Annotated in this window: 20 protein-coding genes, 1 pseudogene and 1 riboswitch; of the genes and pseudogenes, 9 read left to right on the forward strand and 12 right to left on the reverse strand. The window is 68.0% G+C overall.

Annotation, left to right across the window (positions count from 1 at the left end; all coding sequences use genetic code 11):
- Window positions 1-38 precede the first annotated feature (38 nt).
- Window positions 39-656: a hypothetical protein gene (locus tag EDD30_RS21570; protein WP_071806878.1), complete on the reverse strand. Its 618-nt coding sequence runs from the start codon at window positions 654-656 to the stop codon at window positions 39-41.
- 555 nt (window positions 657-1211) lie between these two features.
- Here EDD30_RS21570 and EDD30_RS21575 point away from each other — a divergent pair.
- A complete protein-coding gene (locus tag EDD30_RS21575; protein ID WP_211277864.1) occupies window positions 1212-2270 on the forward strand; it encodes a hypothetical protein in 1059 nt (352 codons plus the stop codon).
- A 540-nt stretch (window positions 2271-2810) separates the two neighbouring features.
- On the opposite strand, the gene EDD30_RS21580 is transcribed toward EDD30_RS21575, so the two are convergent.
- Window positions 2811-3848: a hypothetical protein gene (locus EDD30_RS21580; protein WP_071806876.1), complete on the reverse strand. Its 1038-nt coding sequence runs from the start codon at window positions 3846-3848 to the stop codon at window positions 2811-2813.
- 544 nt (window positions 3849-4392) lie between these two features.
- Window positions 4393-4545: pseudogene (locus EDD30_RS42065) on the reverse strand (transposase); the annotation flags it as partial.
- A 246-nt stretch (window positions 4546-4791) separates the two neighbouring features.
- Between EDD30_RS42065 and EDD30_RS21590 the strand changes: the two are divergent.
- A complete protein-coding gene (locus EDD30_RS21590) occupies window positions 4792-6450 on the forward strand; it encodes a GGDEF domain-containing protein (protein WP_244945349.1) in 1659 nt (552 codons plus the stop codon).
- A 286-nt stretch (window positions 6451-6736) separates the two neighbouring features.
- Here the strand turns inward: EDD30_RS21590 and EDD30_RS40760 are convergent, their stop codons facing one another.
- Together EDD30_RS40760 and EDD30_RS40765 are read right to left on the reverse strand one after the other, a co-directional pair.
- Window positions 6737-7048 (reverse strand): transposase, encoded by a 312-nt coding sequence (locus EDD30_RS40760; RefSeq protein ID WP_394328279.1) that lies wholly within the window; start codon window positions 7046-7048, stop codon window positions 6737-6739.
- A gap of 569 nt (window positions 7049-7617) precedes the next feature.
- Window positions 7618-8541: a pentapeptide repeat-containing protein gene (locus tag EDD30_RS40765; RefSeq protein WP_071806875.1), complete on the reverse strand. Its 924-nt coding sequence runs from the start codon at window positions 8539-8541 to the stop codon at window positions 7618-7620.
- A 219-nt stretch (window positions 8542-8760) separates the two neighbouring features.
- Here EDD30_RS40765 and EDD30_RS21605 point away from each other — a divergent pair, with 219 nt between their 5' ends.
- Complete coding sequence (locus tag EDD30_RS21605) at window positions 8761-9852, forward strand: IS630 family transposase (protein WP_123678074.1); 1092 nt, start codon at window positions 8761-8763, stop codon at window positions 9850-9852.
- Between the two features lie 44 nt (window positions 9853-9896).
- Here the strand turns inward: EDD30_RS21605 and EDD30_RS21610 are convergent, their stop codons facing one another.
- Entirely contained in the window at window positions 9897-10553 is a 657-nt protein-coding gene (locus EDD30_RS21610; protein WP_071805790.1) for a maleylpyruvate isomerase family mycothiol-dependent enzyme, read from the reverse strand.
- A gap of 88 nt (window positions 10554-10641) precedes the next feature.
- Window positions 10642-11046, reverse strand: coding sequence for a MarR family winged helix-turn-helix transcriptional regulator (locus EDD30_RS21615; protein ID WP_071805796.1), 405 nt, complete (start codon window positions 11044-11046; stop codon window positions 10642-10644).
- 168 nt (window positions 11047-11214) lie between these two features.
- Here EDD30_RS21615 and EDD30_RS21620 point away from each other — a divergent pair, with 168 nt between their 5' ends.
- Window positions 11215-11526, forward strand: coding sequence for a hypothetical protein (locus tag EDD30_RS21620; RefSeq protein ID WP_143162701.1), 312 nt, complete (start codon window positions 11215-11217; stop codon window positions 11524-11526).
- A gap of 255 nt (window positions 11527-11781) precedes the next feature.
- Complete coding sequence (locus EDD30_RS21625) at window positions 11782-14319, forward strand: ATP-binding protein (protein WP_170047283.1); 2538 nt, start codon at window positions 11782-11784, stop codon at window positions 14317-14319.
- A 194-nt stretch (window positions 14320-14513) separates the two neighbouring features.
- Here EDD30_RS21625 and EDD30_RS21630 read toward each other — a convergent pair whose 3' ends face one another.
- From EDD30_RS21630 to EDD30_RS21640, 3 genes are all read right to left on the reverse strand, one after another.
- A complete protein-coding gene (locus EDD30_RS21630) occupies window positions 14514-15215 on the reverse strand; it encodes a hypothetical protein (protein ID WP_071805788.1) in 702 nt (233 codons plus the stop codon).
- On the reverse strand, window positions 15205-15705 hold the full coding sequence (locus tag EDD30_RS21635) for a hypothetical protein (RefSeq protein ID WP_143162700.1): 501 nt from the start codon (window positions 15703-15705) through the stop codon (window positions 15205-15207). The genes EDD30_RS21630 and EDD30_RS21635 overlap by 11 nt, the downstream gene beginning before the upstream one ends.
- Window positions 15706-15932: 227 nt before the next feature.
- Entirely contained in the window at window positions 15933-16589 is a 657-nt protein-coding gene (locus tag EDD30_RS21640; RefSeq protein ID WP_071805787.1) for a class I SAM-dependent methyltransferase, read from the reverse strand.
- 354 nt (window positions 16590-16943) lie between these two features.
- Here EDD30_RS21640 and EDD30_RS21645 point away from each other — a divergent pair, with 354 nt between their 5' ends.
- The 3 genes from EDD30_RS21645 to EDD30_RS21660 all read left to right on the forward strand — a co-directional run bounded on the left by EDD30_RS21645 (window position 16944) and on the right by EDD30_RS21660 (window position 20383).
- Window positions 16944-17153 (forward strand): hypothetical protein, encoded by a 210-nt coding sequence (locus EDD30_RS21645; RefSeq protein ID WP_071805786.1) that lies wholly within the window; start codon window positions 16944-16946, stop codon window positions 17151-17153.
- 521 nt (window positions 17154-17674) lie between these two features.
- Window positions 17675-19798, forward strand: a complete 2124-nt coding sequence (locus tag EDD30_RS21655; protein ID WP_143162699.1) for an FG-GAP repeat domain-containing protein — start codon at window positions 17675-17677, stop codon at window positions 19796-19798.
- Window positions 19799-19986: 188 nt separating this feature from the next.
- Window positions 19987-20053: riboswitch (guanidine-III (ykkC-III) riboswitch) on the forward strand.
- 15 nt (window positions 20054-20068) lie between these two features.
- A complete protein-coding gene (locus EDD30_RS21660) occupies window positions 20069-20383 on the forward strand; it encodes a DMT family transporter (RefSeq protein ID WP_071805784.1) in 315 nt (104 codons plus the stop codon).
- Window positions 20384-20591: 208 nt separating this feature from the next.
- On the opposite strand, the gene EDD30_RS21665 is transcribed toward EDD30_RS21660, so the two are convergent.
- Window positions 20592-21485, reverse strand: a complete 894-nt coding sequence (locus EDD30_RS21665) for a metallophosphoesterase (RefSeq protein WP_071805783.1) — start codon at window positions 21483-21485, stop codon at window positions 20592-20594.
- Between the two features lie 25 nt (window positions 21486-21510).
- On the opposite strand from EDD30_RS21665, the gene EDD30_RS21670 reads away from it, so the two are divergent.
- Window positions 21511-21963: a GatB/YqeY domain-containing protein gene (locus EDD30_RS21670; protein ID WP_071805782.1), complete on the forward strand. Its 453-nt coding sequence runs from the start codon at window positions 21511-21513 to the stop codon at window positions 21961-21963.
- 70 nt (window positions 21964-22033) lie between these two features.
- Here EDD30_RS21670 and EDD30_RS21675 read toward each other — a convergent pair whose 3' ends face one another.
- Window positions 22034-24439: a transglycosylase domain-containing protein gene (locus EDD30_RS21675; protein WP_071805794.1), complete on the reverse strand. Its 2406-nt coding sequence runs from the start codon at window positions 24437-24439 to the stop codon at window positions 22034-22036.
- Window positions 24440-24753 lie beyond the last annotated feature (314 nt).

Below are 24753 nucleotides of genomic sequence, written 5' to 3' on the forward strand. Positions count from 1 at the left end.
CCACCATCCGGATCTAGCCGCGATGCGTGCGGCCCGGCCTAATCGAAACGCAAGGTTGGTAGGCGTACGGCCCGGGCCGGCGGCGTGCCGTCGAACGAGGTGATACCAAGGCGACGCCAGAAGTCGACGAAGACCCATACATCGTCGAGGGTGCTGGCGTCGTCGGGGAAGGGTTTGCGGCGACCCCGGAGGCGGCCGAAGAAGCCGGTGTAAGGCGGGATCAAGTAGCGAGCAACAACGCCGGCGTCGACGCCAAACGCCTCCGCAACCACATTCGGCCGGCCGGCCCATTCCTCCCGCAGACGCCGGAGCTCCTGGCGGTCCTGCGCGAAGTACTCCGGGCTGGAGTTGAACCGGTCGAGCTCCACGCCGTCGCGCCACAGCTGGTGGGTCCAGAAGTCGCCGTCATACACGTCGATTGCGCTGGCCAGCGTGCCGAGGTCGGCCGACAGCTTGGGCGACACGATATTCAGATCGGTGAACCAGTTAGGCCAGATCACTACGGTCCAGCCGTTGACCGGCGCCCAAATACTCGCCGTCGTCAGTCGTTCGTCGTCGCCGGCCGTATCGCGCACGCGCCCGTGGCGAGCGGCGGCCGCCTGCACGGCATCGAGGTCGCTCGTGCGTAGCGCCGTCGCCGCCACGAACTCGCCCACGTCCTCAAACGTACCGAGCGATTCCCCCGCTTGTGCCCGAAATGCGCCTCCATGCCAACTTCATACTTTAACCGGGGCCACTGCGGTGCATCCTCATCTGCCGCGGAGCACGGGTACGCTCGTCTCGACGCCGTCACGGACCGTGCGCTGGATCCAGTCAGTCCGACTTGCAGATCAAGACGCCGCAGTGCCACCATCGCGGATCACAGCGGGTGGTCGGGGTGGTCGGCGATGTAGCCGGGTTCTGACCCGCGCGACGGTGCCGACGGTCATGAGGGCGAACGCCGGCCAGATCAGGTGCATCCAGCCGCCGCCGGACAGGAATGCGGCACCGAGCAGGGCGAGGCTGCCACTTTCGGTCAATACCATCCAGCCTGGTGTGCCAAGGGAATCACGAGCCTGTTTGCCACGGAGAACTAGTGTCGTGCCCCGCCACAGGCCAACGACGCCCAGCACCACGGACATCCAGCTCACAAGCGCTGCCAACGCGTCTGGCATGGAGCCCTCCGCTACCTTGCCTGCATCGATCGAGAGACGGTCAGACGATAGCGGGTGATGACCCAGTACCTAATGGCACAGGCATGGAGGCATCTACAGCCATCCGGATCCGCCGATCGTGCGGATCACCGCTGGGTGCGCGGTTGCCCTACCAGCCGGCAGGCGCCGGTCCTGCTGGTCGGCAAGCGACATGTCCGGCGGCGTGGACTCGGTTGGCAAGCCCTGGCGACTGCCGAGTGGGCAGCTATCAGACCGTCTCGCTGTCACGGCCGCCGGGCGGATAAGCTGGTGCGGATGTGTGTATCGGTGGATCAAGCGGAGTTCACCGGGACCATCCTGTACGCCGGCCGGTGCTGGCATCCTGAGCATGGGCTGGTACAGGTCCTCGGCTACCAGAACACTGCTGTCAATCTGGCCGACGGCCCGAACGCCATGCTGCTGCACCTTCCCGCCGCCCGTATGTCCCCGCGGAATTTCATCTCCGTCGGCCACAGCGCCGATGTCCTGATCAGGATGCGCGATGTGGCGGCCCGCGCGCAGCCCGTGGCGCGTAGCGCTGGCATCGCGTGGATGGGCGCCGACTCAGCGGTCGAGGTGTTCGACCACGATATCTACACCGTCGTACTGGCCGGTGACCCGACACAGATCCCAGCCGCGCTGCTGCAGGTGCCGCCACACAAGCGGCCACCGCTCAATCGCGAGCTGTTCGAGTTCTACGCCGATGCGTTCCCGGGCTACACGATCGCGTTGTGCTGTTTCGACAACGCCCAGGCGCAGCGGGCCAAGCCGCTTCTCATGTGGTACCCGCCCGCCGACCCCGACCGGCTCGTACTACCCGCACTGGACTGTCACACCGGCGGCGTTCCCGACCTCGGCTCCCTCGTCAGACCGGATCACTGGGTGCTGCTCGCCAGCGATGCCGCGCCGGAGGGCTGGGGAGCATCGGTCGAATATCCCGCCGGCATCCGGCACAAGCTGCGCCAATTCCTGTCGGACAGGGTCACCGGCGTCGAGTTCTCCCACGACCTGCTACCCAACGGCGACTTCGCCATCGCCCACGACGACCTTCTGCGCGAGGAACTAAGCAAGATCGAACGAATCGTGCCCGGCCACTGACCTCGACCCTTGGACATCCCGGATGCTGCCCCTCGGGCGGCGCACTCACATGCCGCCGACAAGGCGCGTTCCACCGTCGCACATCATGTGGCGGATCCGCGTCGCACATCAGTTGGCAGGTCACACTCCGGAAGATAGGCAACTGCCGAATTGATCTTTTCTGAATCAAGGCGCCGCGCGAGCGCGGCGCGGCCGGACGCACTCGGCCTGCTGGCGGCCTTCGGCCGGCATCGGCCGGCGCGCCGGCCGATCTTGCGACGGTGCCAGCATCAGACGATGCCTCCGGCGGGAGCGCTCGAGCTTCTGGGATGGTGCGCCATCCCGCCCACCGCCGACCCAGCGAAGCCGAGCAGACCTGCTCCAGGGTGCCAAGGTCGTTCGTCCGGTAGGGCGCTCCACCTTGGCACCCTGGAGCAGGCCCGCTCCCCGGTAGGTGGGTCGACGGCGGACGGGATGGCTTGGGGGCTACTCGCGGCTGGGTGGCCAGGGGTGAGGTCGAGTCGCCGACCTTCGACTTTCGGACAGGTGCTGGACGATCTACTACTTGGTGAGTAGCGCAGGCAGGGCCGCAGGGGCTTGCCGGAGGGTGTCGGAGCTGGTGCCGTCTCCGCGGGGGGCCGCCGGGGCCAAAATTCGTTGGCAGCCGTCCAGTTCCACGTAGATGTCAGTCGGCATCAGCAGGGCAAATCGGCTCGCCGGTGTGCTGCACGCCTGCACTGGCCCGGCTGCCTCGACCTGTCGTTTGATGGCTGCCCAGCGTCCGGCGGGCAGCAGATGCCGAGAGACGACCGCACCGCGCGGTTTCTCGCTGCGCTGCTCACCCACCGGGACCCGGTAGATGCACGCGTGAACCGATGCACCGTCATCGGCCAGAACAGCCAGATCTTCGGCCGGCCTCGTGGCGCTGTCCATGCCGGTCACCCACACCATGTCGGCCCACACATCGCTGCATCCGGTCGCAGCAGCCTCGGCCGACTCGATCTCCTGGAGTACGCGGGTGGCGATGCGCGTCCGCCGCGCCTTGTCGATCGCAGTCATGACTTCGTAGCGAGGATGGCCGCATGCGTCGAGGGGAATTCCCGGACGTACCCACCGACCCTCGGCGTCGAGCAGCGCCAGCCACGGCGGGAGAACAAGATTCATGGTGCAGGCCCTGACAGGTGACTCGTCATCGTCGGAGGGCTCGGGCAGTGGCGGCTCGTCGGGCAGATGTAGCGCCGTGAGCAGGGCCGCCACGTCATCGACACGGTCCTCGGCGGCGATCGCGTCGATGCCGCCGTCTGGCCGGTGCTGTGGTCCCAGCCCGCAGATGATGGCGGCCACCGGGTGGAAGTTGCCGGCGAGGCGAGGCATCGTCAACGCGGCGCTGTCGTCGTCCCCGCGTTGGTAGCTAGACGGTTCCTTGCTGCACGATTGCCACCGCGGGTGGACCTGCGGTGCGCCTGGTGACCGCAGGTCCTGCGCGGGCACGGCCGGCGCGAGCGGCTGTGCGGTATTGCCTGTCTGGTCCGCGCAGCCGAAGACGGAAAGGGTGAGTAGCACGGTGGCCGCGAGCGCTGCGCCGCGTCGACCGATCACAGCGACGATCCCGATGGCTGAATCCGCTGTTCGATCATCGTGCGAGGCTAGAACAGCCGGGCCAGCTGCGGGACAGCAGCCGAGCTCGCATACGGTCACAAACGGGCACGGACGAACACCTTCCCCGAGCCGATCAGCTGCCGTTCGGACAGACCGGCCTCCACCGGACGATCTTCTGAGCCTTGGGAGTGATCGGGGAGTGGATCTTGAGAAGCTGGCCCTCACAGTCCTGGTCATCCCGACGTGATCCCACGTCACGACCTGGGCCTTTGGATGGAACACGGGACCCCGGCGGGTCATGATCCTAATTCGGGACGAAGAGGCCGTCGGTTCAAATCCGGCCACCCCGACCAGAGAAACACCAGCTCAGGGCTGGTCCTCCGCACAAGGGGACCGGCCCTGAGTGGTTTTCGGCGCTGTTTTGGAGACAGTTTTGGAGACGATCTAGCTGTTCGGGTGCTCAGTGCGTGTTTGACATAGGTGTCAGTCGTGGGTGTCGGAGCCAGCGCCAGCGGGGTTGTCGGACCGCGGGGTGGCCGGAGTCGAGGCGGTTGAGCGCGCCTGCGATGAATGCCCAGCGGATCAACCCCTCGGAGGTGGCCGGCAGGCGTTCGTAGTCGCGGGCCAGGGGGCGGTGAGCGGTGATCCAGGCCCGGGTGCGCTCGACGCACCACCGCCGCGGGATCATCGCGAAGCCGTCCAGGTGAACCAGCGGTCCGTTGACCTTCAACTGACCTCGGGATCGACTGAGGCCCTGGCCGGGACATGTGCCCCGGCCAGGGCCTCGGCGCGTGGAGCCCCCGCACGACATCGGTCACGCGAACCGCCGGGCGCGACATTCCCGACGCCGCCCGTCGCATCCCTTCTGCAACCCGACCATCCTGCGTCGGCAACCGGTCTCGCATAGCTTGACGTGGCTGACGTCAACGAAGGTGGGATCCGAGTGGGCACCAACGCGGCGGTCCAGACACGGACCGCAGGGAACACCGATGATCGACCGGCTACGATCACCGGCATCGCCGGTGCCGTCGCCGAACTGTCCGCGTCGGCGCCGCATGCCGAGGCGCGACTGGCGGCCGCAGTCCAGGCGCTGGAGATGGCCTCCGTGGCAGAGCTCCGGACCCTCGCCGAGTCGGCCGACCGCACGGAGCGGCTGGCGGCTGAGTTGGGCCGCACCGACCTGGTGATGAGGGCGCGGCTGGTGCGCGCCGAGGCGTTCATGCGGCAGGGCGACCTGACGGCGTCGGGCCGGATCGCGCGCGACGTCAGCGCGTGGGCCGCCGAGCACGACCGCGCCTACGTGCTGGCCCGCAGCCACCTCGTGTTGTCCCGCTTCCGCCGCCACCTCGGCGACCCGTCCGACGCCCTCGGCCACGCCGTCCAGTGCCTGGCACTCACTGGCCACGAGGTGCCCGCCGGCATCCGCGCACGGCACCTGTCGCACCTCGCCGTGACGCTCTGTGAGAGCGGCTCGTTGGACGAGGCCTCGCGCCGGTACCGCGAGGCGTTCACCGTCGCCACCGCCATCGGCGACTTCGAGCTGTCCCTTCGCCTGCTCAACAACCTGGCCTACACGGCGTCCAAGAACAACGACGGCGAGGAGGTCCAGACTCTCGTCGGTGAGATGCGGGCGTTCGCGGCCCGTCACGGCGTGCCGTTGGAAGCCGCGTACCTCGACACGATCGCGCGGATCGAGGTGACGCGTGGCCGGTACGCCGAGGCGGAGGCGACCCTGCGCCCGGTCCTGGATTCCGCGGCCGAGGGACCGCCGGTCGACAGCCACACCCTGGCCGAGTCTCTGCTGACCGTGGCGGAGGCGCAGCGGTTGCGTGGTGACGTCGCGGCTGCCCAGCTCACCTTGGACCGGGCGGTCGTGGTGTGCGAGGAGTACGAGATCGCATCAGCACGGGCGCGGGTACGCGGCGAGCAGGCCCAGCTGTACGCGGCGACCGGTCGATACCGTGAGGCGTACGAGGAGCACCGGCGCTTCCACGCCGAGACCCAGGCGTTGCAGTCCGCCCAGCGCGAGGCGCGCGCCCGCACCCTCCAGGCGGTCTTCGAAACGGACGAGGCGCGCCAGGAAAGCGTACGGTTCCGGGAGATGGCGCAGCGCGACTCGCTTACCGGCCTCTACAACCGCCGCTTCGTCGACGAACACCTGGCGCTGCTGTTGGAGCAGGCGGCCGAACGCGCAACCCCGCTCTCCGCGGCGCTGATCGATCTCGACCACTTCAAGCGCATCAACGACACCCTGTCGCACGCCACCGGCGACGCGGTCCTGAAGCAGGTCGCCGCGTTCCTTGCCGACACGGCCACCGACTCGGCTGTCGCCGCCCGGCTCGGCGGCGAAGAGTTCCTGCTCCTCCTGCCGGACACCGGCATCGACGAGGCAGTGCGCCGCTGTGAGCGGCTGCGGCTGGCGATCGCCGGCCATCCATGGCACCCGGTCACCGGGAACCTGCAGGTCACCGTCAGCGTCGGTGTGACGACTATCGGCGACGGGAACAGTACGCCGTCCGCGCTGCTCGCCCGGGCCGACCACAATCTCTACGCGGCGAAGCGCATGGGGCGCAACCGGGTCGTGGCCGACCCGCTCGGATGACAGAACAGATAGAGCCGGGGACCTCACGACGCCGCGGCGCTCCGGTCACCGCGACCGGCCTGACCCGAACCCGGATGACGCCGCACAGCCGACCGTAGGATCGAGAGCGTAGAGCTCTCCCAGGCGCTGTACACCGCGCGGGCGACCGCCGCCGGGCGTAGCGGCCCGGTGCGCACGGACGACGGCGCCCTCGACCTGGTGCTCCCGCCACCGCGTAAGGCGAACGAAACGTCCAGTTAGAGGGCATCTGATCCCGGGGGCCGGATCTGACCTGTCGTGGTGGGGTTCAGTCGCGCCAGGTTTGTGTGGATTCTCCCGCCGGTCGGCGGGACATTGTGTTAGCCATGGCCCAGAGGATCATGGCGCGTGATCCTTGGGGCGGGGACTCGTAGTCGAGGGCGAGCCGGCGGTGTTGCATCAGCCAGCCGAAGGTTCGCTCGACCACCCAGCGGCGAGGCGACGCGCGGAAGCCTCTCTCCGCCGGGCGGCGGGTGACTCTCTCGACGTCGATGCCATGTCGGGCTCCGCGCCGCCACACGGTGGTCTGGTAGCCGCCATCGACCCAGACCTTGCGGACCGTGGGATGCGAGGCGTGCAATTCTGGACCTGACCCGCTTTGACGGACATCGATCAGGAGCCGGAGGGCTCCGGGAGGATGTCCAGCTCTATGGAGAGCATGGGTAGCAAGCGGGCTCTCAAGTTGGCGATAGATCGTGCCGATAGTGCGTCCATGAAGTCCATTTGATCGACGAAAGTGGTCGGTTCCACCAGGTCGATAACAAGATCCGCCGCCCGGTGCTCAACGGATTTCCAGCGCGGGCGCGGACGCCTGCCGCACCGCCTCCCAGCGGCGTTCCTCGAACAGGAACTCCTCGACGCTGGCCCCATGCGTCTTCAGCCGGCCCGGCGGCACCCATTCCTCCCGGCCCTCGAACCCGTCGCTGGTCAGGCCCGACGACGCCAGGCAGAGGACGTTGGTCCGGGACCCCTGGTGACCTGCTCGCCCTGTTGGACAGCATCGACCAAGGTGACAGCGATCTTGAGCGGGTGGAGCGCTGCACCCGCCGATGGGCAACCACGCGACTGCAACGGGTGGCTATCGAGTCCGCGGTCGTGGCGAGCCGCCTACGCGCCAACCGACGCTCGGATCTGGCCGCCGCTGTGGCCCTATGGGCGACCTTCGGGCCACTTTGTCGTCGCGTCCCAGTGCGCTCCGTCCAGGCGTGCTGCATCGAGGTTCCGAGCGCGGAGGTCGGCACCTCGGAGGTCTGCACCGCGCAGGTCTGCCCCCGTGAGATCGGCCTCCATCAGGCAGGCGCCGGCCATCGACGAGTTGACCAATCGAGCGCCGGCAAGATTCGCGTGCCGGAGGTCCGTGCCCTTGAGGTCGCTGCGGTTCAGCGTGGCGCCCGGCAGCCAGGCGCGGGCGAGATTGGCGTACCGGATCTGCGCTTCCGTGAGGTCTGCGCCGCCGAGCTCAACGCTGCGTAGGTCGGTCCGCGACAGATACAAGCGCCGTGCCTGCAGGGATGGTGGTCGGCGGCCCAACACACTCATCGCCGCCTGGACGTCCGGAGCACGCATGTAGAGCCACGGCAGGGTCATGTCGATATCGGGGTGCATCGGGCAATCCGGTGCGCCGTCATGCCACTGGGCGTGTCGGCGGACGAACCCCGCGACGAGGTACTGGATCGGGGTCCGATCGGCGGGTGAGTTGGCAGCAACCTGTTCCAGCGTGTAGATGGCGCCGATCCGGACGTCGGAGTTGTCGCTGCCAAGGTGCTCGATGGCGCGGGAGAACCGGTCGGTGATCTGTCCGTCCCGGCTGATCTGCACTTGTCGCCATGTGGCTGCCGCGCCGACGATGACCAGGATTCCCGCCAGTCCTTGCAGCAAGCTCGACCGCAACTCGTTCTGGAGCTTGGATTGCGCCTGCTGCAGCTCGATACGTGCCTGTGGGTCCACGACGCCGACCAGGGAGGACGCGGACAGCGGCGGATAGAGAAGGGGCGGAATGATCCACAGGCCGACGACCAACGCTATGGCCACTGCTCCGACGATGGAGGCGAGCCGCAGGCTGGATCGGATCATTGTCCTTCTTCCCGCTTCCCGGCATGCCGAAGACGCCAAGATGCCACACGAGAAGCAGGCCCGCTGTCAGCCGGGCGACAGCGGAAGCTGCCGCCTTGTCGGGTGACACAGGCTCGACGACCTCCCGTCCCCTCAGAGCCGGAGGCCGGCAGGCAACTTGGCGACGTACTAGTGTGCTGCGCCGGAAATTCGCCTGATAAGTCGGTGTAGGGTGGGTTGATGGCACGTACCGGGCGCCCGACTGCACCGCTGGTGTTGACCGATGAGGAACGCGCGACGTTGACCCGGTGGTCGCGTCGGGCGAAGTCTTCGCAGGCCCTCGCTGTGCGATCGAGGATCATCCTGGCGTGCGCCGAAGGTGCCGCGAACACTGATGTAGCAACGGCTCTGGGCGTACACCTGTCCACTGCGGGTAAGTGGCGGCGGCGGTTCCTGGCCGAACGTCTCGACGGTTTGATCGATGAACAACGTCCGGGCCGGCCGCCGTCGATCGCCCTGGACAAGGTCGAAGAAGTCGTCGTCGCCACCCTGGAACAGACACCGCGTAACGCCACTCACTGGTCACGCGCGTCGATGGCGGAGAAGTCCGGGCTGTCGAAGTCGACGATCGGCCGGATCTGGCGCGACTTCGGCCTCAAGCCGCACCGGGCTGAGACGTTCAAACTGTCCACCGACCCGCAGTTCATCGAGAAAGTCGTCGACGTCGTCGGCCTCTACCATCATCCGCCCGAACGAGCCGTGGTGCTGTGCGTGGACGAGAAGTCCCAGATCCAGGCCCTCAACCGCTCCCAGCCGGTCCTGCCGATGATGCCCGGCATGCCCGAACGCCGCACCCACGACTACCACCGCAACGGCATCACCAGCCTGTTCGCCGCGTTCGACACCGCCGACGGCACCGTCATCAGCGAACTGCACCGCCAGCACCGCGCGACCGAGTTCAAACAGTTCCTGATCACCATCGACAAGACCGTCCCGGCCGACCTGGACGTGCACCTGATCTGCGACAACTACGGCACCCACAAAACCCCCGCCATCCGGGCCTGGCTGACGAAACATCCCCGCTTCCACATGCACTTCACCCCGACCGGCTCGTCCTGGATCAACCAGGTCGAACGCTGGTTCGGCTTCCTCGCCGACCAGAAGATCCGCCGCGGCACCCACAACAGCGTCCAGGCCCTGGAAGCCGACATCCGGTCCTGGATCGCCGACTGGAACAGCAATCCGCGACCGTTCATCTGGACCAAGACCGCCGAAGAGATCCTCGAATCACTCGCCCGATTTTGTAGGCGAATTTCCGGCGCAGCACACTAGCCGAGGGCAGTCAAGCCTCACGCCATGGAACCACGGCGAGCTGATCAGGTCGTGCTGCGGTTAGTCGTGCTGCGGTTGGCAGCGTGCGTGACCCCCTCGCCGGACAGCAGTGGCGCCGCGGCGGAGGTGCGACCGGTCAGCAACAGGAGCAGGGCACGGATGGGCCCCCTGATCTCCGCTCCCGACCCGACGGACCACTCCGTGTCGGTGGCCGTCAGTCGCATGCCGCGCAGGCGGCGTTTCGCCCAGAACGGCCAACCCATGGACCAGACCCGGCTGGCCCCGGCGGCCGCAGCGTCGAGCGGCACCGGCAGGTGAATCCCGAGCGGGATGGCGATGTCCTGCCCGTGGACCAGCACGTCGAACAGGACGTTACGGACGTTGGAGACGATGGGCACCTCGCGGGAGGCGGCGTGTGCGCGCAGGTCGGCGACGATCTGCGCGGTCGGCCGCGCGGCGCGGCGCCGGGTGGCCAGGTTGTTCAACCGGTGGAAGCTGCCGCGCGCCCGGACCAGGTCCACGAACAGGGAGCCGGGTGACGGTGGCATCGGCACGGTCGTCAGGTGCGCCGCTACATCGCGGATCCGCCATGCGTCGCACAGGGACGGTGATTCCCACTGTGCCGGGATCAGCCCGTCGAGCAGGTCGCCGATCGCCAGGCGCTGCTGGTGGATGAGGTGCCACGTCTGTTCGGCGTCCATGGCCGCCTGCCTTCCCTCGTCGACCTCCGGGATGTGGTTCGATACTCGTACTATATTAGTCAGATAATCTGACTTAGTCCAGGCTCGCTCAGGCGTACGGATCGGTGATCTCGCGGAGTGCGGTGAGCGCTTCCCGCAGATGGGCGGTCCGGGCGGGACCGAGATGCTCCGCCCACCGAGCCTCGATCTCGGCGACGACACCCGCGCTCGCCCGAACCGCCGCGGCGCCCCGATCGGCGACACGCACCAGCCGCGCACGCCGGTCGCGCGGGTCCGGTGTCCGCTCGACGTAGCCTGCCCGCTCCAGCTGGTCGACCAGAAAACCCACGGTCTGCTTGGTCAACTGCGCCGCCTCGGCCAGTTCGGTCAGCCGCGACCCGTCCGGGTTGATGCGCTGGAACACCCGCGCCTGGGCCAGCGTGACGTCATCGAACCCGGCCGCGGCGAGCGCATCCAGCACCTCCTTCTCCATGGCCCGGTACGGGATGAACATCAGCAACCCGAGGTTCAGCTCGGGTTCCGCAGACGACGGCGTTGCCCGGCCGGACGGCGCCGATTTCCGGGAGGACCCTTTCGTGCGTACGACCACGCCAGCCTTGACCCTTCTACGACCTGATGAAATAGTCAGAACATCGTACCAATCCAGATGCCGGAGGTCACCGTGACATACGCCCACGTCGTCGACGTCCCAGGGCCGATCGACATGTACGACGCGCTGCACGCGGAGATCGTCCGCCGCAGCGGCGGAACCGTGGACGGGCTGCTCGTCCACGTCGGCCGCCCGACCGCCACAGGATTCCAGGTCCTCGAGGTATGGCAGTCGCGGGCGCACTTCGACCGCTACAACGACGAGGTTGTACTACCCACCGTGGCGGACATGTCCGCCGGGCAGCCCGGTCCCGCTCCGCAGCAAGCCATCGAGGAGTTCGCGGTACGGGGACTCGTCCTCGAGGGTGGGAAGGTGGTCATCTGAGCGGTTCGGTGCATCGACGACTGAGGCGGCTGGCGAAGCCGGGTTCCGTTTACCGCCCGGCATGGGGGGTAGCCAGGCAATCTGTGGTGCGGTGCCTGCGGTAGGCGCCGCCGAGACCGGCGTCGAGAACCGGCGTGGATCTTGAGCTCCGAGTCAGGAGTCCTGCAGCGAGTCGCGCACCACCGTCGTCGTCAGCCGGCTGGTGGTACGCCGTTCGAGGGGCGCTTTTGCATGACGTACGTCGAACCTATGACGGTGACGGAGGCGTTCGCTGAGCTCGGCCGCATCCGGCTCGCCGACCCCGACGTCGACACGCTGCTGGTCAAGATCACACAGCTGGCCAAGCGCTCCATCGCCGGCGCGAGCGAGGTCAGCATAACCCTTTTGCAGGGGGACCAGGCTCACACTGCCGCGGTCACCGGTGAGCTCGCCCGCAAGCTCGATGAGAGGCAGTACGAGAGCGGACACGGTCCGTGCCTGGATGCCTCCGTCGGGACCACGATCCTGTCCGTGCCCGACATCGCCAGCGAGGACCGCTGGCCTGACTGGACGGCCACGGCCCGGCAGGCCGGTGTGGGTAGTTCCCTGTCGATCGGCCTGCCGATGCGGGAAGAGGCAGCCTGCGGGCTGAACATCTACGCCACCGAGGCGCACGCCTTCGACGACGACGCGATCACGCTGGCCCAGACGTTCGCCGGGTTCGCCGCCGTCGGCCTCGCCAACGCCCACCCGCACCAGACCCCGGCCACACCGACCGGCCATCCCCGCGCGGCAACGGCGGCGCTGAATTCGGCCGCGTTGGTGGAAAGTATGAAAGAGGCGTTCGTTGCGGTGGATCCGGACGGCGTGGTGGTGGAGTTCAACCGGGCCGCGCACGACCTGCTGGGCTGGCCCGCGGAGGAGGTCCTCGGCCGGCATCTCGCCGACACGGTGCTACCCGACTACGACGGTGAGCCGATCGGGAAAGCGCTGAACCGGCTGTTCGCGGCCGGCGCACGGCCCCGTTCGGTGCCGCGCCGGGTCAGCCTGCGCCACCGTGACGGCCGCCGGCTGCCCGCCCAGATGGTGCTGTCGGTGATCCGCGGCGCCGCCGGAGCGCTGGCCTGCGTGTTCGTCACCGACCTGTCGCAGCAGACCGCGGCCGAGAACGACGCCGAGCGGCAACGCCGATTCCTGGCCACGTTGTTGGACAACCTCGACGTCGGAGTCGTCGCGCTAGGCCCGGACGGCACGCCGCTGGTGGTCAACCGGGCGCTGCGCCGGGTGCACGGTATAGGCGAGGACTGGAGCGCCGCGGAGGTGACCCAAGCAGTCGCCGAGAGCGTTTGCGATCTCGACGGCACGCCGCTGCCGCTGTCGCAAACGCCGCTGCTGCGCGCTCTCCGTGGTGAACACGTGCGGGCCGCCGACGTGCTGGTCAGAATGCCCGGCGTCCCGGACCGGATCTTCGTCTCCCACGCGCAACCCATCACCACCAGCGAGGGGACGCGACTGGGCGCCGTAGCGGCGCTGCACGACGTGACCGCGATCCGCCGCGCGGAAGGATTCCGGGACTGCGAGCAACAGGTCTGGCAGGTCTTGGCCGCTGCGGCCACCGTCGGCGACGCCGCGCCCGCCACGCTGCGCGCCGTGTCCGAGACGTTGGGCTGGCCGCACGGCGAACTGTGGCTCGTCGACCCGCTCACCGACACCCTGCAGATGACCGGGCATTGGAGCACCGCCGAAGGGCAGTGCGGGGACCTGCACCTCGATCCGGTGACCCGAGGCGTCGGCGTCATCGGCACCGTGTGGGCCACCGGCCAGCCGCTGTGGGTGCCGGACATCACCGACACCGCAGACTCGGCCACCGAGCAGTCCCTCGTCCAGGCGCAGACCTGCGCCCACACGCGATTGCACACTTTCCTGGCGGTGCCGATCCGCGACGGCGACGCCGTGCTGGGCGTGCTGGCCTACTACTGCGGCACCCGGGAGCAGGACCAGGACCTGCTCACCGTGCTCCTCAGCGGTGTGGCCGCCCAGTTCGGCATGTTCGTGGCCCTGCGCCGCAGCGCCGACCTGGCCGAGCAACTGCTACGAACCCGTAACGACTTCCTCACCCTGGTCGGCCATGAACTGCGCACCCCGCTGACCTCGATCACCAGCTACGCCACCATGCTCGCCGACGACCCCACCATCGGTGCCGACGAGGCCCGCCACATGCTGCACGTCATCGCCCGCAACGCCGGCAGTCTGCGCACCATCGTCGACGACCTGCTGGACCTGTCCGGCCTGGAAGCCGGACACCTCCAGCTCGCCGTCACCGAGCACGACCTGGTCGACATCGTCGCCTCCGCAGTAGCCGCCGCGGAACCGGCCGCGGCGGCCAACGGCGTACGGCTGCACACCAAACTCCCCAAACGCCTATCCCTGCACGGCGACCCCGCCCGGCTCCGCCAGGCCGTGGACAACCTGTTGTCCAACGCCATCACCTACAGCCCTCACGGCGGCGACGTCCGTATCCGCCTCACCGCACGCCCCGAGATGGCCGAACTGCGCATCACCGATTCCGGCATCGGCATCCCCGCCGGCGAACACCACCATCTCTTCGACCGGTTCTACCGCGCCAGCAACGTCGCCCACCAGGGCTTCCCCGGCGCCGGCCTCGGCCTTGCCCTCGTGCACGCCATCACTGCCCTGCACCGCGGCGACATCAGCTTCGACATCAAACATCACCAGCCCGGCGCGAGCGTGCGGCTGCGGCTGCCGCGCCGCAGCCGCACACCGCAACCCCGACTCCAAGGAAGACAACCGTGACCACGATCCTCGTCGGCGAGAACGTTCCCGACCTCGCTTCTGCACCGCGCCGGGCACCACGTCAACACCGTCGGCAACGCCGACCGGACCTGAGCTGTCACCCGGCCCGCTCTGGGGAGTGATCTGGTCGACGCTCCGGAAGCCCATAGTGGGCGCGGTGGCAGGGAGCCGGGGCGGACCGCCGGCCTCCCGACCTATGGCTTGGAGAGCAGGGCAGGCAGGGCCGCAGGGGCCTGCCGGAGCGTGTCGGAACTGGTGTCGTCGCCGCGGGGGGACGCCGGCGCCAGGATTCGTCGGCAGCCGTCCAGTTCCACGTAGATCTCATCCGGCGTCAGCAGGGCAAAGCGGCTCGCCGGGGTGCTGCACGCCTGCACCGGCCCGGCTGCCTGGACCTGCCGTTTGATGGCCGCCCATCGTCCGGCGGGCAGCAGATCCCGGAAGATGACCTCACCGCGCGGCTTGTCACTGCGCTGCTCACCCGCCGGGACCCGGTAGATGCACACGTGAACCGGGGCACCGTCGCCGGCCAGGTCGGCCAGGTCTTCGGCCGGCCTCGTGGCGCTGTCCGTGCCGGTCACCCAGACCATGGCGGCCCATTCATCGCTGCATCCGGCCGCGGCGGCCTCGGCCGACTCGATCTCCTGGAGCACGCGGGTCTCGTCGGGGCACTCGCGGGTCTCGTCGGGGCACTTACGCATCGTCAGAATGAGATCCATCGTCACGACGTTCTCGAACCCGGAGGCAAGCCCCTCTACCGACCGCTGCCCCTTGTCCAGCAGACGAATCCCGTCGTCTTCGATCCGGAACCCCGCCTGGCGGATCGCCCGTTGCACCAGTGCCCACAGGCGGCCCGAGGAGTTGCTGAAGACGAGACTCAGCTTGGCGTCATCCTTCATACGCCGGGATGGGATGGCGATGGAGGCCGTCCTCATGCTCGGCGAGGCCGAGCATCCGGCCGCGGCCGAGCAACTGCGGCACGTCGTTGCTGACGAAGGGCTCTCTGTCGAGATGCGGTGTGCCGCAGTTTGGGGGCTGGGAAGCGCGGGCCTCCAGCGACCGATTGACGTGTGGCCGCATGTGACCTCCGATGACGACGACATTCGCACACACGCCGTCGCCGCCATCGGCGAAGTGCCCGATGACTTCGCCGCGATCCTTGTGGATGCACTGTCCGACAGGTTGCCCCGCTCCGCGATAGCCGCGTATCTCCTTGCCCACGCACGACGGACAACGGAACTTCTCAAGGCTGTCCGTGAACCAGAAAGTCGGCGATGGGCGCTCGAAGGACTCGGCCGTATCCCCCCGGCCGAAGTGGAGCGAGGTGAACTTCTGGACGCAGACCTGCGGGCGATTCTTGAAGCCATCTGGGCAGCTCGATTCGGACAACCACTGGCATCACCTAGAACGACAGCCCGGCTTCAAGAGCTCCATGCCCAACGCATGAGGATTCCCCCTGAGAGGTACCTCCGAAGCGGCGGGCCGCACAGCTAATAGATGCCGTCAGCGCCCCTCCCCTGGTGAAAGGCCCTACCGAATCGTCCACCCTGTCAAGCCCGCCGGCCGTCGCCATGGGGCGATGATGCGGCGGTCGACGCTTCACGGAAGCTGCCCGCTCACACGGTGCGGACGGCGATCAGCGACTTCGTCATCCCCAGCAGTCGTTCCGAGCGGATCTCGGCGTCGGGGAAGAGATAGCGCATCTCCGCCTTTCCGACGAGCTCGGTGGTGAGCACCTGTTTCATCGCCAGCTCCCAGGACTTGCCGGGGGTATAAGCCAGCGGCCATTTCCGAGCCACGGCGACCCGGGCTGCCACCGGAAGAAACTGCATTCCGGGTGCGACCCAGTGCGGTTCGATCGGGAAATAACGGTACGGGGTCTGTACCCAGTAGCGCGGCGCCAGGGTGCTGACGGCCTCGGCCATCCGCCGGCGCTGTTCGTGACCACCGACATGTTCCAGGACGCTGTTGCTGAAGACCAGGTCATAGCGGCGTGATGCGATGCTGGCGGGCAGTTCGCAAGCGTCGGCATGGTCGGCCTCGGCCCAGTCGGGCAGCTCGGTGGGCAACGGCTCGAGGTTGACCACGTGCACGCGTGCCGGGCGCACGGGAACCTGGGTCCAGCTGCTGACCCGCCCGCCGAGATCGAGGACGGTCATCTGGGCAAGGTCCGGGAAGGTGTCGGACAGCCAGGCAGCGCGCAGCGCACGCCGTTTCGCGCCATAGGAAGTCGGCGAATCGACGAGATGGAACCGGAGTGAGTGGAGGGGCATTCCTGCCATCGTGGTCCTGCCCCGGCAGGGCGGCAAGATGTTCTCGGTATCGATTTAACATCGCGCTCTCCGTCCACGCGCGCAAGATCTACATGCGTCCACGGACGTTGCGCTGGCAGAATGCCGTGAACCCAGTCAATTTCGGACGACCCGCTACCTTTTTTTGCGACCAGATTGACGCTCGTCGTCGGACGCCCACACTCCGGCGGCTAAATGATCTTGAAGTGGGACTGTGTCTCGTTGGTCTCGACGACGAAAAGGGCTGTTCGTCCGAATCAAAGGCGTGCACGGTCGGATGGGGGTCGTTCTTTAGCCGCCGGGCTGATCGCCGCACCGGTAGCGAGGCTGCGCGAGATGGCTGGCGACGCCTGGGGCGTGTGGCTGGCCACCGTCACCATCGTGCTCGTGTTCGCTGGGACCATTGTCGGGCTCATGCTGCTGTTCTGGAGCGCCGAGCGGGCGGAGTCAGCCTTCGAGGCAACGATTACCGTGATGGTTCTGATAACGCTTGTTCGAGTCGTTGGAGCCGTTGCAGGACGGCGTGAGAACGACCCGCCGAATTAGTGATGTGTCAACGCCGGAGGCCGCTTCCCGCCGCCCGTCGCCGTCCTGAAGAACGGCGGGAACGCCAAGCTCCTGCATCTGCGTCCTCGTGACTGCGCCACCCGCCTGGAGAACATCGCCCGCTTCCTCGACTTCATCGGCGAAAGCATCATCCGCGCAGCAGAACAGGCCCGCGAGCTCCTCCGCACCAAGCCCGGAACAACCAGCGCGTTCTAGCGGTGGCATCGAAGGTGGTGGAGCCAGGCGATCATCGATCTCGGCGCGCGGGCCCGGCGATGGTCGGCATCTAAACATGGAACTTCGGCGAAGTCCACCTGAGTGCTCCGGACCGGGGGGAGGCGATCGTCTCATCCACATTTCTTGCTCGGCGCTGCTCGCGGCCGATACGGTCCCGTTTCGATTCGCGGCTCCGATGGCATCGACAGCCCGGGCCACCAGTCCTTTCGCTACGGGGGAACGCTTTCATGAATTTTTCGACCTTGGGGTCGGCTCGTCGCCTGATGGCCGCAGGCGTGACCGCGGTGTCTCTGACTTTGGGCGTGCCCACGGTGGCGCAGGCCGCGCCGATGGCGGGTGTGCTGGCCGCGGACGTGGCGGACCAGGGTCCGGCCAGCTACGAGCAGAAGCTGAAGGTGGCCGTGAAGTTCGGCCGCGGTGACGACGCCGCCCTGATCGAGCGGACCGACCGCGACTTTGTCATCGGGCTCTGGAAGCTCATCAAGGACGATCCGGACCACCTCGAAGTGAGCGCCGCCGCCGAGCTGGCGTACGGCACCTTGTCCGCGCCGGAAGGCTCGGACGCCACCGCAGCGGCCTGCCGGGAGTTCATCGTCACCGGCGTGTTCGCGGCGTTCGAACGGGACCTCGCCCGCGAGAAGGCCGAGGCCGACGCCAAGCGGCAGAGCGACCTCGCGCGTGCCGCCGCCGCGGCCAGCATCCACGTCGTCGCCGACGCGGCCATGCTCAACGGCGACGACAGGGCCTTCGCCCAGCTGATCTGGAAGCGTGTCGAGAACGACACCGACTGGCCCAAGGTCAAGGAGGCGGCCGCCGCCGCGCTCGCGGGCACCGCCGAGCAGCAGCGTACGTTCATCGCCTCCGGCCTGGCCGCCGCCGCCAAGCAGGACATCGCCGATATCATCGCCAAGGACCAGGAGAAGTCCGAAGCCGAGAAGGCCGCGGCGCTGGCACGCGCCGCGAAGGAGTCCGCCGCACACAAGATCGGGCTGGAGCCCACACCTCAGCTCCTCAACCTGCCGGACCGGGACTTCGTCACCGAGGTGTGGAACCACGCCGCCGGCGGCAGCGAGGTCCAGGCCGCCGCCATCGCCGCGGCACGGAGCAACGACCCGGCCGTGTGGAAGTCCTTCATCGAGGTGGGCATTCACCAGGCCAAGGACCGCGACACCCAGAGGGCCTTCGAGGCGGCGGCGGCCGAGGACCGCCGCCAGGTCGAGGAGATCCTGGTCCGGGCAGAGAAGATCCGGCACCGCAAGCTCGCCGCCGCGGCCCGCGCGGCGCTGGCCGGCACCCGGGATGACGTGAGCTGGTTCCGGCGTACCGGGCAGTTCGAGGTCGGGCCAGACGCGCTGACCGAGGACGCCCGCGCGGACATCCCCGTGGTCTACGGGTACGCCACCGGCGCCATCGCGCCGCTCACGTTCACGACCGGGCCGACGGGTGCATTCACGTCGAGCAAGGGCACCAAGACGGCCGACGGCGCCTACAACATCAGCAAGATCAAGACGTTCCGGGGCGACTTCAACGGCGACAAGATCGTCGACCAGGCGGTGCTCAACGGCGCGGCCGACGGGTCGATGTCGCTGGACACCTTCCTCGCCAAGCCCGACGGCACCTACCAGGCCGGCCTGCGTTCGTGGCAGCACAAGACGTTCGGCGCGTACGACAGGATGCGGCTGACCAGCGGCGACTTCAACAAGGACGGGCGTACCGACATCGCCGGGTTCCTCAGTTACCCCGACTACTCCATCGGCCTGCACACCTGGCTCGCGCGCGAGGACGGTGGCTTCGGCAACCCGACGCGGAGCTGGTTCGCCCCGGCGCAGCCGTACTGGGGCGAGGTCGGCCGGATGAAGATCTTCAGCGGCGACTTCAACAACGACGGCCGTACCGACATCGGGTCGTTCTACGGGCACGCCGACCACAGCGTCGCGATCTACACCTGGACCGCCAACACCAGCGGCGGCTTCGGAAACCCGACCCGGGCCTGGCATGCGCCGTCGACCCCGTACTGGGGCGACGTCAAGCGGTTGACCATCACCGCGGGTGACTTCAACGGCGACGGCCTCGGCGACGCTGCCGGGCTCTACGGGTACGCCGACGGCAAGCTGGCCATGTTCACGTTCACCGCCAAGCTCGGCGGCGGCTTCAACAACGCGCTCGTCTCCTGGAAGTCGACGACCGCGGCATTCGGCTCCTGGGATCGCACCCGCCTCACCGCCGGCGACTTCAACGGCGACGGCCGTGACGACGTCGCATTCCTCCACGGATACGACAACGGTACGGTCGCCCTGCACAGCCTGACCGCCGACACCACGGGCGCGTTCGCCGCCCCGGTCAAGGCGTACAGTTCCGCCACGTTCGGCTCGTACGGCAGCATCAACCTGGCCGACGACCAGACCTGAGCCAGGAAGCGCATCGCCGGCGCGCCGCCGCGCTCCGCGCGCGACAGCGCAGGCAGGACCGGGGCAGCGTCGCCGGTCGCCGGCCGATGTAGCCGATCGGAATGTAGAGAACGCCGGTGGTGGTACGCCGAACACGGTGTGCCACCACCGGCGTTTTGCCGCCGCCATCGGGGGTGGCTACCCTGGGGGTGATGCCGCATCGCGGACATCCCGGACGAGTGCGTGTCGTACCCGGCCTGACAAGACGACCGCCCCAGGGGTGAGTTCGTCATGGCATGGATCGTCCTGATCATCTCCGGCCTGCTCGAGACCGTCTGGGCCGTCGCCCTCGCCAAGAGCCAGTCCTTCAGCCGCATCGTGCCGAGCGTCGTGTTCGCCGTGGCGCTGGTGCTGAGCATGGCGGGGCTCGGCTACGCGCTGCGCAGCGTCCCGATCGGCACCGGCTATGCGGTCTGGGTGGGGATCGGAGCCGTGGGCACGGCGCTGGTCGGCATGGTCGCCCTCGGTGAGTCCACCAGTCTGCCCCGGCTCCTCTGCCTGCTCCTCGTCATCAGCGGCGTCGTCGGCCTCAAGTTCTTCCACTGACGGGCTCATGCCGCCGGTCCAGCGAGAGCGAAGCGTGAGGCTCAGGGCGAGTCGGTGTCGCGGGTTCGGGCAAGGGTGAGGCGTGAGGCTCAAAGCGGGCCGGTGCCGCCGGTTCAGCCAGGGTGAAGACCGAGGTGGGGACGCTCGGGAGAAGTTTCGGGCGACCGACAACAGCGCAGAGGCGGCGGGACGAGCATCTGTCGCCGGCTCAGCGGGGGATCAGCGTCAGGATGGAGGCCTCCGGGCGGCATGCGAAGCGGATCGGGGCCGTCGGGTGGGTGCCGAGGCCTGCCGATACGTGCAGCCACGCCTCGGAGCCCGGCCAGCGGTGCAGGCCCTTGGCCATCGCCTGCGGCAGGTCGCAGTTGGTGGTCAGTGCGCCGTAGCCCGGGACGCAGACCTGGCCGCCGTGCGTGTGGCCGGCCAGCAGGAGAGAGAAGCCGTCCGCCGCCATCGCGTCCAGGACGCGGGAGGCCGGGGTGTGGGTGACGCCGATGTGCAGGTCGGCGCCGGGGGAGGCTTCGCCCGCCACCGAGGGGTAGTCGTCGCGGTCCACGTGGGGGTCGTCGACGCCGACGAACTCGATCGACCGGCCGCCGGCCTTGAGCACCGTACGGGCGTTGTTGAGGTCTGCCCAGCCCGCCTCGCACAGGGCCTGGCGCAGGGTTTCCGTCGGCAGGTCGACGCCCTGGACGTACTCGCGCTCGGGCAGCAGGTATTGCAGCGGGTTCTTCCAGACCGGGCCGCGATAGTCGTTGGAGCCGAACACGAAGGCTCCCGGGAGACCCAGCAGTGGCTCGAGGGCGCGCAGGACGCCGGGCACCGAGTCGGGGGAGGACATGTTGTCGCCGGTGACGACCACGAGGTCGGGGTCGGTGCCGGCGAGGGCGGCGACCCAGGCCTGCTTGCGGTGCTGGGACGGCATCATGTGCAGGTCCGACAGGTGCAGGATGCGCAGGGGCTCCGCGTCCGGTTCGAGCACCGGGACGCTGAAGCGGCGCAGTGTGAAGAGGTTGCGCTCGACCAGGGAGGCATAGGCGAAGGTGGCGCCGCCGACGGCGGCGATCGCGGCGGCCAGGGCGATAAAGGGGCGCTTGCGCATGACGGTCAGAGTAGTTTGACCGTCCATGGGAACGCTGAAGGACCGCCTGAACGATGACCTGCGTGCCGCGATGAAGGGCCGCGACGAGCTGACCACCTCGACGCTGCGGATGGCGCTCTCGGCGGTGCGCAACGCCGAGGTCTCCGGTGACGCCGCGCGGGAGCTCTCCGACGACGAGGTGCTCACGGTGCTGACCAAGGAGGCGAAGAAGCGCCGTGAGGCCGCGACGGCCTTCGAGGACGCCGGGCGTGCCGAGCAGGCCGCGCGGGAGAACGCCGAGGGCGGCATTCTCGACCGGTACCTGCCGGTCCAGCTCTCCGACGAGGAGATCGTCGAGCTGGTCGCGGAGGCGCTGCGCGCCGGTGGCTTCAGCGGGAAGGGGCAGATGGGTCCGGCCATGAAGGCCGCCCAGGCGGCGGTGGCCGGCCGGGCGGAGGGTGGCCGCGTCGCCGCGGAGGTACGCAAGCAGCTCGGCTGAAGTCCGCCCGGCGATCGGAAACGGGCGGGCCATCGAAGGGTGACTCGCCCGTTTCCCGTGAAACCGTGCGCTAGCGGCGTCCGGGTCGCCGGCGGTTGCCGCCGTCGTCCTCTTCCGGGTCGTCGGGCTTGCCGTCGCGGCCCTTGCTGACCTCGATGCTCACGAAGCCGCCCTTGATGGTGCGGCCGCTCGGGTTGGTGCCGGCCGCGGTGCCCTTCGGACAGTTGGACTCGACCTCGGCGCCGACGGTGGCGCTGAAGCCGGCGCCTTCCAGGCGGGCCCGGGCGCCGTCAAGGGTCGCGCAGGTCACCTCCGGGATCAGGCGCTGGTCGCCGAAGGCCATCTTCTTGCTGTCCGGCTTCTTGAAGTCGACCTTGGGCGTGCCGTCCAGGTAGTCCGCCATCGTGCGATAGACGGCGGGATTGACGATGTTGTGTGACATGTAATCCCGGTGGTTCTGATAGTCCGGGTTCACCAGATAGCCGGCGACGGTCAATGAGCTGCTGCCGACGATGAGCGACGCCGTCTTGAAGCCGTCGGTGGTGCCGGTCTTGCCGTAGATCGGATGCCGGATCGTGTTGTAGGCCTGGGCCTCGGTGGAGCCGCTGCAGTTCCCCAACTGGGCCCGGTCGCCGACCGGACAGCGGGCGGCGTCGAGGGCCGCGCGGGCCACGTCGGGACTGGTGGCCCGGACGCAGTGCGGCTTGCCAACGTCGATCTTGTCGCCATCCTGGGACGTGATCTGTTCGACCGGTGTCGGGGTGCAGTACATGCCGTCGCCGGCCAGGGTTGCGTACGCGTTGGCCATCTCCAGCGGGGTGGTGGAGTTCACGCCGAGCGTGAAGGCACCCCACTGGTGTGCCGCCTCCTCGGTGGAGGAGAGGTCGATGTCCGTCTGCGTGCGGAACTGGATGCCGAAGCGCTTGGCGACGTCGACGACCTTCTCGGCGCCGACGCGCTCCTGCAGCGGGACGAAGTAGGTGTTGGTGGATCTGCCGAAGGCGCTCCACATGTTGAGCACGCCGCCGGCCTGCCGGTTCGCGTTCTCGGGACAGTAGTACTTGCCGTTACAGGTAGCTGGGCCGGGGGCGATGATGTACTTCGACACGTACTTCTTGGGCGCATTGATCGAGTACGCCAGCGGGTAGCCGTTCTCCAGGGCCGCGACGATGGTGAACATCTTGCTCACCGAGCCGGCCTGGTAGCCGGTGATGTCGCCGCCGCCGCTCATCAGCGGGTTGGTGGTGTTCGGGTACGTGCCGCGGATGCCCTTCCTCGCCTTGGCCGGGTCCGAGGAGAGCTTGTTCTTCGGTTGCGCCGGATCGTCGAGCTTGAAGCGGCGGTTCGCCGCGAGCGTGCGGACCTTGCCGGTGCCGGGCTGGATGCCGGCCAGGAGCAGGGCGTTCTTGTTCTTGTCGCCGATGCGGTCGGTGATGTTCTCGCGGGCGGCGTTCTGCGCCTTGACGTCCATCGAGGTCTGGATGCGGTAGCCGCCGCTCTTGAGCCGCCGCTCGCGGTCGTACGTGGTGGCGCCGAACTCGTTGCGGCTCAGCCACCAGCGGTAGAAGTAGTCACAGAAGAAGCCCCAGCTATTCGTCACCACGGAGACGCAGCCGTTGCCGACCCGCTGGACGGTCTTGGCGATCTTCGTCTCGGTGGCCTTCTTGGCCTCTTCCGGGGTGATGAACTTCAGCTCGAGCATGTCCGCGACGACGTAGTCGCGTCGTGCCAGCGCCTGCGGGTGGCCGCTGGCGGTGGTCGGATTGAACGCCGTGGGCGCCTTCACCATGCTGGCGAGCAGGGCCGACTCTGCGATCGTGAGGTCTTTGGGCTTCTTCTTGAAGTAGACCTGGCTGGCGGCGTAGACGCCGTACGATCCGTTGCCGAAGGGCGCCTGGTTGAGGTAGCGCTCGAGGATCTGGTCCTTGGTGAGCTCCTTCTCGACCTGCATGGCGTACTTCATCTCGGTGATCTTGCGCTTGGGCGTGTCCTTGGTGGCGTTGACGACTTCCTGGGGGTTCGTCGCCGAGTAGGCCAGGGACATGCGCACGTACTGCATGGTCAGCGTCGAGGCGCCCTGCTGGGAGGACTTGCCGCTGTTGTTGTTGACGAACGCGCGGGCGACACCCTTGAGGTCGACGCCGTTGTGCTTGTAGAACTCGTGATCCTCCGCCGCGACGATCGCGTGTTGCATGTGCTTCGAGATGTCCTTCAGCGGGACGTCGCTGCGGAACTCGTCGTAGAAGACCGAGATCTGCGTCTTGTTGTCCGAAGCGAAGATTCGGCTGATCTGGGGCGCGCTCGCCTGCTTGAGTTCGCCGGGAAGGCTTGCGAAGGTCTCCCCGCCCGCCTTTGCGGCCAATCCGGACATCGCTACGGCGGGGAAAGCGGCAGCGGCGACCACCACTCCGGCCAGAAGGCCGCAGATCAGCAACGAGGTCGCATTGGCGAAGATGTTGTGATCGCGTCTGCGCATCCAGGAGGTCACGACAGCAGGGTACGCGAAAGAGGCCCGTGACCACGCGACGAGTTGGTCACGGTTCGCCCAGAATGATTCTGCCCCCTCGATCGGCCGGGCGGAGCGTTTTCTGAGATATCCCGCGAGGTTTTCTCCGTCCGGTCAGAGTGTGATGCCCGGAACTTCCGAGGTATACGTATTTGAGGGACAACGTTGCGTAATCGCCTGACTACGGAGCATGATGGGTCCGGCGAGCTATCGCACGACGTCTGCGCGGCTTGGGGGACATGAGCGCGTCGGCGTCAGGGGGTAATTGCAAGGGGGGACGTGAA

Source organism: Couchioplanes caeruleus (assembly GCF_003751945.1).
Classification (GTDB): Bacteria; Actinomycetota; Actinomycetes; order Mycobacteriales; family Micromonosporaceae; genus Actinoplanes; species Actinoplanes caeruleus.